The sequence below is a fragment of the Mesorhizobium sp. M7A.F.Ca.US.006.01.1.1 genome, assembly GCF_003997935.1.
In the GTDB taxonomy this organism is placed as follows: Bacteria; Pseudomonadota; Alphaproteobacteria; order Rhizobiales; family Rhizobiaceae; genus Mesorhizobium.
Genome location: NZ_RZQL01000053.1, coordinates 21,868 through 30,580, shown reverse-complemented (window position 1 = coordinate 30,580; position 8,713 = coordinate 21,868). Strand labels below are relative to the sequence as shown.

The following is an 8,713-nucleotide window of genomic DNA, read 5'->3' as shown; positions in this document are numbered from 1 at the left end:
GAGCGAAACGGCCCCGCATAAAGCACATTTCCATCCGCCGGCGCGGTAACGATGGCTCCCGATTGTGTCGCAACCATGTCGCCAAGCATCACCGCGCCGTTACCGTCATCGGCGCCGAATCGCCGCTTGATGCGGCCGGTCACCGGCAGCGCGATCTGTCCCTGCAGCGCCGAAAAGGGCACCGCGGCGGCAAGTTGGTTGCTTTCCGGAACGGGCAGCGACGCCAGTTCCGCCGGCGCTGATGTCTTGTCGCCGTCCGCCGTCTTCTGCTCGGCGGCCTTGGCCGCATCGGCAGCCTTGCGGCTCTTGTCGGCCTGCGCTTCGAGCGACGCGATCAACTCCTTCAGGCTGCCGGCCTTGGCCGCCAGCGCTTCGGATCGCTGCTTTTCGGCGGCCATTTGCGTCTGCGTGTCGGCTTCGAGCTTCTGCTTGGCCTCCAGCAGCATGCCGAGCCGTTTCTTTTCCGCCGTCTGGTCGCCGACCGCCGCCGTCAGCCGCGCCCGTTCGGCCTCGATCGACGCCGTAATTCTGGTCTGCTCCTTGAGATCGGCGAGCAGGCTATCGGTCTGCTGGCGCAGTTCCGGCACCACGGCACCGAGCAGGATGGCGCTGCGCACCGACGACAGCGCGTCCTCGGGCTTGACCAGGATCGCCGGCGGCGGGTTGAGGCCCATGCGCTGCAGCGCGCCCAGCACTTCGGCCAGAACGTCGCGCCGCGCCATCAGCGAGGCGCGGATCTTCTGCTCCTGGCCCTTCAGCCCTTCCAGCCTGGCGCCGATGTCTTCGATGTCCTGGCCGAGCTTCTGCTCGGTCATCGCCGACTGGATCAATGCGGCGGTGATCGAGGCGTGATCCTTCTTGATCGTCGCGATGTCGGCGGAGAGTTTGGCCAATCGTTCGGACGACAGCGTGATCTCCTTCGAGACCCGTTCGTATTCGGCCCGGCTCTGATCCGGATCGGGAGCCATGTCGAGCGTGTTTTCCGCCCGTCCCGCATGCAGCGACAGCACAAGCACCGCCGCCGCGATGCCGCAGCGCGCGCGCCATGAGCCCGTTCTTGATTTTCTGTCTTCAGACATTGAAGCCCGACTCTATGCGCGGCTTCGTTAACGAACAATCAACCATGTTCGAAACCGTCCACTCGATGCAATCATGCCTCGACATTGGGGCGGAATTCCGGGTGCGTCGCACCAATTCACCGGTTCACGAGCGATGGTAGGGATGTCCCGAAAGGATGGTGGCCGCCCGATAAAGCTGCTCTCCCAGCATCACGCGCACCAGTTGATGCGGCCATGTCAGCAATCCGAACGACATCACCAGTTCGGCCTGGTCGCGCAGCGACTGATCGTGGCCGTCGGCGCCGCCGATGGCGATAACCAGCGCCTTGCGGCCACCGTCACGCAACAGGCCGAGGCGCCCGGCGAAATCTTCCGAGGAAAAGCTTTTGCCGCGTTCGTCCAGCAGGATCAGCGCGGTGCCGGGCTGCAGCTGCGTCTGCAGTTTCTGGCCTTCCTCGCGCCGGCGCTCGTTGGCGGTCTGGCCGCGCCCCTCGGCGATCTCGGCAATGCCGGCAAATTCAAGCCCCACCGCCGGACCGCTCTTGGCGAAGCGCTCGAAATAGCGGTCGGCAAGCAGCTTTTCGGGGCCGGCTTTCATCCGGCCCACGGCATGAACTGATATCTTCATCCTCGCCTTGTAAGCCGCGCGAACGACTTAGTGGAGCGTTTCTTCCTCGAGGTCCGGCGCCTGCCACATCTTTTCGAGATTGTAGAATTCGCGGACTTCGGGGCGGAAGACATGGACGATGATGTCGCCAGAATCGATCAGGACCCAGTCGGCGCCGGACAGCCCCTCGACGCGCGCAGTGCCGAGACCGGCATCCTTGATCGCTTTGAGAAGATGATCGGCGACAGCCGCGACATGACGGTGCGATCGGCCCGAAGCGACGACCATGTAGTCGCCGAGGCTCGATTTCCCCTGGATGTCGATGGAGACAATGTTTTCGGCCTTGGAGTCTTCCAGACTGGCAAGGACTGTCTTGATGGCGCGGGACACGGCGTCGTCTACGCTGATCCTGGCCGGCGAAGGCATGATATCGGCCTTCTTCCGCAGTGCTGTTCTCAGTGTATTTCCTTTCGCAGCAAGAACAACCAAATCACCCCTTGAAGCAGGTGACACCGCTTAGATAGGCAGAGTTCCCTGACAGTTTCAAGACGGGACCCTGCCTCGCACGAACGTATTGTCGCTGCTGTGGTTCCGCCGCATGCCGGAAAAGATCGGAACCCTCACCGTCGGCATGGGTTATCGGCTCATCGACCAACCGGATTTCCCCCATGCCGATCGACCCGCAAAACGCCTTCCTCAGCGTCCAGGCTGGCCTCGCCCAACTGAGCACGCTGATTGTTTCGTACTCCTTCTCGGCTATCGGTGCCGTCATCCTCTTGATTGTCGGCTACATCGTCGCCGGCCTTGCCGAACGTTCGATCTTTGCCGGTCTCGGCCACATCCATGGTTTCGACGCGACGTTGCGGCATTTCTTCTCCAAGATCGTCCGCTACGCCATCCTGATCCTCGTCACCATCATGGTGCTCGGCCAGTTCGGCGTGCAGACGGCCTCGATCATTGCCGCGATCGGTGCCATTGGCCTCGCCATCGGCCTGGCGTTGCAAGGCACGCTGCAGAACATCGCCGCCGGCATCATGCTTCTGGCGCTACGGCCGTTTCGCATCGGCGAGTCCGTCGAGGTCGGTTCGATTGCCGGTACGATCGAGGAGATCGGCCTGTTCGCAACCAAGCTCAGGACGGCCGACGGGGTCTACATATTGGCGCCCAATTCGACACTGTGGAACCAGCCGGTGCGCAACTTTTCGCGCAACGGCGTGCGCCGAAGCGACATCACGCTCAGCATCGGCTTCTGGAACGACATAGACCGCGCTCAGAAGACTTTGCTTGCCATTGCCGGCGCCGAGCGGCGGATCAAGCGTGAGCCGGCCCCGATCACTTTCGTTGCGACACTGGGCGAAAGCACCGTTTCGATTGCCTTGCGCTACTGGACATCGTCGGCGGACTTCTTCGCCACCCAGACCGATCTCACCAAGCGCGCCAAACAGGAATTCGATAGCGAAGGCATATCGATCCCGCTGCCGCCGCCGGAAGCCCGTCGACAATAGTAGGTTGGCTCAGTGCCGGCCCTCATCGTCCGGCGCGAAGGCAAGTTCGACCGGCAATGGCGCCTGCGCCGTCATCGGTGCGAAACTGCCGGTTTCACCGACCGGGACCGCACGCGTCGTGGACACACGCAAAAGCACGAACAGGCAGAAGGCTGCAGCGATGAGAACAGCCACATAGATGAAAGCCTGGGTTCCGAAGACGGCCGACAGCGCCGTCACAATGCCGGGCACGACGAAACCCGACAACGACCAGGCAAACAAAAGCGAACTGGACAGCGCCACCATGTCGTCCTTGCCGGCGCGGTCGGCGGCATGCGCACTGGCCAGCGAATAGATCGATTCCGAGGCGCCGTCCCACACGATATAGATCACAACCAACGCGGCCAACGCGCCGCCATCGAACCCGAGCGCAAACAGGCCGGCGACCATGGCAAGCGCGGATGCGGCGATCAACACATAGCGGCGGTCGGTTCGGTCGGAAATCCAGCCAAGCGGGATCTGCAGGATTAGCGTGCCGAGAGGCATCGCCGAAAGCAGCAGCGCCACATCGGCCTGGCTGTAGCCCTTGGCCGTGGCGTGGATCGGCGCGAAGCCAGCAATCGACATCGACAGGCCGCCGACGGCAAGCATGCCGGCGACGCCGACCGGTGAAACCCGCCAGGCGCGGCCGAGCGCCACCGAGGCCGCCTGCGGTGCCGGCGGCTGGGCAAGTTTGGTCATCCCGACGGGGAGGATCGACAGCGCCGTGAAGACGATCCCGATCAGCGGCGCATCCGCCGTCCTGATGTCGACCAGCGCCAGCGTCGCGTAGCCGACGCCGAGCCCGGCGACATAGGCGACATAGAAGAAAGCCATCACCCGGCCGCGGATGGCGTTGGCAACGGCATCGTTCAGCCAGCTCTGCGCGACGATGAACAGGCCGCATATGGCAAAGCCGTAGAGCGCGCGGGCGGCAATCCACAGCAGCGGATGGACCCCGGCGCCGACAGCGGCGTTGGCCAGCGCGATCAGCGCCGACAGTACCATGAAGGCTCGGGCATGGCCGACCCTTCGCACCAGCGGTCCGGTCAGGATGCAGCCGGCCAGCCCGCCGGCCGAAAGTCCGGTGATGATCAGCCCGGCCCAGGTCGGATCGAAACCCTCAGCGCCAAGCCGGACCGGGATATAGGCAAACATCAGCCCGTTGCCGACGGCAATCAGCGCCATCGACACGATGACGCTGGCAATCGCGATCAGCGGCGTGGGCTCGGCGCCCTGCTCGGCTTCGCTGCGGTTTTTCCTGGGAATCGACATGCCTGCTCAGGATTGCCCATCAAACAGGCAAAGGGAGCGATAAAAGCGACATGGCCGGGCGGCCGGGCTCACCCCTTCGCCAGCTTGCGGATCGCGCTCGACGACAGCGACGAGCGGGGGCCGTGGATGAAGGTCCAGGCCGGCGCCTTCATGCGGGCAAGCCGCGGCGCATCGCCCTCGTCGATGCGGGCATAGTCGAAAGTCTTGGCGACGACCGAGGACAGGAACGACAGCGTCGCGCCCGGGCGGTCGATGACGGCGATCGGGAAAGTCATGACAATCTCGCGCCAGCGCTGCCAGCGGTGGAAATCGCGCAAACTGTCCGCACCCATGATCCAGACGAAGTCGACACCGGGATTGCGCGCCTTGACCAGCGCCAGCGTGTCGGCGGTGTAGCGGACGTGATGCGCCGCCTCGAAGGCGGAAACCTTGATCTTCGGGTTCTTGGCGATCTGCTCGGACAGCTGCAGCCGTTCGCCGAGCGGCGCCAACTCCCTGGTGTTCTTCAGCGGATTGCCCGGTGTCACCATCCACCACAACTGGTCGAGCGCCAGGCGCCTGAGCGCAATCTCTGCGACCAGCGCATGGCCGGCATGCGGCGGATTGAACGAGCCGCCGAACAGACCGACGGCGAGGCCTTTTTCGGCATGCGGCATCTTCAGGTAACGGGAGGGTACCGCCGGTTCGGAAGATGCCAGCATTGCCTCAGGCTCTGACGACGAAAAGATTCAAGGCCTCACCTGTCCCGACCCGCACACGCGGTATTTGAACGAGGTCAGTTGCTCGACGCCGACCGGTCCGCGCGCATGCATCTTGCCGGTGGCGATGCCGATCTCGGCGCCCATGCCGAACTCGCCGCCATCAGCGAACTGCGTCGAGGCGTTGTGCAGCAGGATCGCCGAATCGATCTCGTTGAAGAATTTTTCGACGGTTTGCGCATCCTCGGCGACGATCGCTTCGGTGTGATGTGAGGAGAAATTCTCGATGTGGTCGATCGCACCACCGATACCGTCGACCAGTTTTACCGCGATGATGGCATCGAGATATTCGGTGATCCAGTCGGCATCGGTCGCCGGTTTGGCGTCGAAAAACACTTTCAGCACCTCGGCATCGGCATGGATTTCGCAGCCGGCCGCGCGCAGGGCGTCGAGGATCGGCACCAGATGCGTGGGGGCAACCGCCCGGTCGACCAGCAGCGTCTCGGCGGCACCGCAGACGCCGGTGCGCCGCATCTTGGCGTTGACGGCGATCCGCACCGCCATTTCGAGATCGGCCGAACGGTCGATGTAGAGATGGCAGATGCCTTCGAGATGCGCGAAGACCGGCACCCGCGCCTCGCTCTGCACCCGCCCGACGAGGCTTTTGCCGCCGCGCGGGATAATGACGTCGAGGTTGCCGCCCAACCCCTTCAGCATCTCGCCGACGGCGGCGCGGTCGGCGGTCGGCACCAGCTGGATGGCATCCTCCGGCAGGCCCGCTTGCTTCAGCCCTTCGACCAGGCAGGCGTGGATGGCGGCGGAAGAATTGAGCGAATCCGAGCCGCCGCGCAGGATCACCGGATTGCCGGCCTTGAGGCACAGCGCACCGGCATCGGCGGTGACGTTGGGGCGGCTCTCATAGATGACGCCGACGACGCCGAGCGGCGTGCGCACGCGCTCGATATGCAGGCCGTTCGGCCGATCCCATTGCGCGATCACGTCGCCAACCGGGTCGCGCAGGGCAGCGATTTCCCTGATGCCGTCGGCCATGACGCGAATGCGCGCCGGATCGAGCTTCAGCCGGTCCATGAAGGAGGCGGAAAGCCCGGATTCATGACCATTCGAAACATCGATGGCGTTGGCGTCGAGGATGTCCCGCTCACGAGCCACGATCGCCTCGGCCATGGCGAGAAGTGAAGCATTCTTGGCGGCGGTCGCGGCGATGGCCAGCGGTCGGGCGGCAGCGCGGGCGCGGCGGCCGATATCGGCCATCAGCGCGACAGTATCATCCCCGGATTTTTCATGCAGTTTCAGCATGGCTCATCCTCCGCTTATAGCGCCACCGGCCTCTACATGGTCACCGGCCCTGACTTGGTCACCGGAATGGCTCACCACAAGGTCGTCGCGGTGGATCATTGCCGAGCGCGCCTCATAACCGAGCACTGTTTCGATCTCGGCCGTCTTCAGGCCAGCGATCCTTACGGCATCGGCGGCATCGTAGGCAACCAGCCCGCGCGCGATCTCGCGGCCCTCGGGCGACAGGATCGCCACCGTGTCGCCGCGCGAGAAATTGCCGCTGACCAGCTTGACGCCGGCCGGCAGCAGCGACTTGCCCGACAGCAGCGCGCCGATGGCGCCGGCATCGACCGTAAGCCGGCCGGCTGGCTCGAGCTGGCCGGCGATCCAGGTCTTGTAGCCCTTGACCGGGTTGCTGCTCGGCCGAAAGAAAGTAGCGCGCTCGCCGCGTTCGATCGCCATCAGCGGCGACAGCCGAGTGCCCGACGTGATGATCATCGCGGTACCGGCGGCGGTGGCGATCTTGCCGGCATCGAGCTTCGTACGCATGCCGCCGCGCGACAGTTCGGAAGCGGCCGCACCCGCCATCGCCTCGATATCAGGCGTGATGCGGTCGACCACCGGAATGAATTTGGCGTTGGGGTCGCGCGCCGGCGGCGCCGTATAGAGCCCGTCGATGTCGGAGAGCAGCACCAAAAGATCGGCGCCCATCATGGTGGCGACGCGAGCCGCCAGCCGGTCATTGTCGCCATAGCGGATTTCGGATGTCGCCACCGTGTCGTTCTCGTTGATGACCGGCACCGCCTTCATCTTGAGCAGCGTCGAGATCGTTGCCCTCGCATTGAGGTAGCGGCGGCGCTCCTCGGTATCGCCGAGCGTCAGCAGGATCTGGCCCGATTTCAGGCTGTCCTTGCCAAGCGCATCCGACCAGGCGCCGGCCAGTGCGATCTGCCCGACGGCTGCCGCGGCCTGGCTCTCCTCGAGCTTCAAGGCCCGCTTGCCGAGACCAAGGATTGTGCGGCCAAGCGCGATGGCGCCGGACGAGACGACGAGGATTTCCGCGCCGCCCTGGGCCAGCACGGCGATGTCGTCGGCGAGCGAGGCCAGCCAGTCGCGCTTCAGGCCTGTCGCACGGTCGACGAGCAGCGCCGAGCCGATCTTGACGGTGATGCGCCGATATTTTTTCAGCGACTGCATCGTCCTATCTGTCCCAGCGCGTCTCGACCGGGGCAGCGATCTGCGCACGCGCCTCGGCCACCACCGACATCAGCGCGCGCAACACCGCCTCGACACCCTCGCCGGTGACCGCCGACAACAGCATCGGCGCGCGGCCGGCGGCGCGCTTCAGCGAGGCGACTTTCTTCTTGCGTGCATCGGCATCGAGCGTGTCGACCTGGGAAAGCGCCACGATCTCGACCTTGTCGGTCAGGCCGTTGCCATAGGCCTCGAGCTCCGCGCGCACGGTCTTGTAGGCCTTGCCCGGATTTTCCTCCTGCGCCGAAACCAGATGCAGCAGCACGCGCGTGCGCTCGACATGGCCAAGGAAGCGGTCGCCGATGCCGACGCCCTCATGCGCGCCTTCGATGAGCCCCGGAATATCGGCGATGACGAATTCGCGCGCATCGATGCGGGCGACGCCGAGGCCAGGATGCAGCGTCGTGAACGGATAGTCGGCGATCTTCGGCTTGGCCGCGGTGACGGCGGCCAGGAATGTCGACTTGCCGGCATTCGGCAACCCGACCAGCCCGGCATCGGCGATCAGCTTCAGCCGCAGCCATATGTTGAGCTCTTCGCCCGGCAGGCCGGGGTTGGCGCGGCGCGGCGCCTGGTTGGTCGAGGTCTTGAAATGCTGATTGCCGAAGCCGCCATTGCCGCCCTTGGCCAGCAGAAAGCGCTGGCCGACCACGGTCAGGTCGCAGATCAGCGTCTCGTTGTCTTCTTCGAACACCTGCGTTCCCGCCGGCACTTTCAGCGTGACGTCGGCGCCCTTGGCGCCGGTCATGTTGCGGCCCATACCGTGGACGCCGGTCTTGGCCTTGAAATGCTGCTGGTAGCGGTAGTCGATCAGCGTGTTCAGCCCGTCGACCGCCTCCAGCCAGACATCGCCGCCGCGGCCGCCATCGCCGCCATCCGGCCCGCCGAACTCGATGAATTTTTCGCGCCGGAACGACACCGAACCGGCGCCACCGTCACCGGAGCGGATGTAGACCTTGGCTTGATCGAGAAATTTCATGGGATTGTACAGTTTCTACTAGT

General features: G+C 64.6%; 9 protein-coding genes. 1 reads left to right on the top strand and 8 read right to left on the bottom strand.

All coding sequences use genetic code 11. The features are described from left to right. From EN943_RS12160 to rsfS, 3 genes are all read right to left on the bottom strand, one after another. On the bottom strand, positions 1-1,079 hold a 1,079-nt coding region (locus tag EN943_RS12160; RefSeq protein ID WP_127412804.1), incomplete at its 3' end, for a hypothetical protein. Positions 1,080-1,203: 124 nt separating this feature from the next. After that, complete coding sequence (gene rlmH, locus EN943_RS12155) at positions 1,204-1,686, bottom strand: 23S rRNA (pseudouridine(1915)-N(3))-methyltransferase RlmH (RefSeq protein ID WP_127412803.1); 483 nt, start codon at positions 1,684-1,686, stop codon at positions 1,204-1,206. A 27-nt stretch (positions 1,687-1,713) separates the two neighbouring features. Then, positions 1,714-2,091 carry a ribosome silencing factor gene (gene rsfS, locus EN943_RS12150; RefSeq protein ID WP_013529073.1) on the bottom strand — a complete coding sequence of 126 codons (378 nt, stop codon included), beginning with the start codon at positions 2,089-2,091 and terminating at the stop codon, positions 1,714-1,716. Positions 2,092-2,333: 242 nt separating this feature from the next. On the opposite strand from rsfS, the gene EN943_RS12145 reads away from it, so the two are divergent. Then, the gene (locus EN943_RS12145) at positions 2,334-3,170 is read left to right on the top strand and encodes a mechanosensitive ion channel domain-containing protein (RefSeq protein ID WP_127412802.1); all 837 of its coding nucleotides are present in this window, start codon (positions 2,334-2,336) and stop codon (positions 3,168-3,170) included. Positions 3,171-3,179: 9 nt separating this feature from the next. Here the strand turns inward: EN943_RS12145 and EN943_RS12140 are convergent, their stop codons facing one another. The 5 genes from EN943_RS12140 to obgE all read right to left on the bottom strand — a co-directional run bounded on the left by EN943_RS12140 (position 3,180) and on the right by obgE (position 8,690). Next, positions 3,180-4,463, bottom strand: a complete 1,284-nt coding sequence (locus EN943_RS12140) for an MFS transporter (RefSeq protein ID WP_127412801.1) — start codon at positions 4,461-4,463, stop codon at positions 3,180-3,182. Positions 4,464-4,531: 68 nt separating this feature from the next. Further along, positions 4,532-5,164 carry a nicotinate-nucleotide adenylyltransferase gene (locus EN943_RS12135; RefSeq protein ID WP_245475784.1) on the bottom strand — a complete coding sequence of 211 codons (633 nt, stop codon included), beginning with the start codon at positions 5,162-5,164 and terminating at the stop codon, positions 4,532-4,534. A 27-nt stretch (positions 5,165-5,191) separates the two neighbouring features. Beyond that, positions 5,192-6,478: a glutamate-5-semialdehyde dehydrogenase gene (locus tag EN943_RS12130; protein WP_127412800.1), complete on the bottom strand. Its 1,287-nt coding sequence runs from the start codon at positions 6,476-6,478 to the stop codon at positions 5,192-5,194. A gap of 3 nt (positions 6,479-6,481) precedes the next feature. Further along, positions 6,482-7,654: a glutamate 5-kinase gene (gene proB / locus EN943_RS12125; RefSeq protein ID WP_127412799.1), complete on the bottom strand. Its 1,173-nt coding sequence runs from the start codon at positions 7,652-7,654 to the stop codon at positions 6,482-6,484. A 4-nt stretch (positions 7,655-7,658) separates the two neighbouring features. Continuing rightward, entirely contained in the window at positions 7,659-8,690 is a 1,032-nt protein-coding gene (gene obgE / locus EN943_RS12120) for a GTPase ObgE (RefSeq protein WP_127412798.1), read from the bottom strand. Positions 8,691-8,713: the final 23 nt, after the last annotated feature.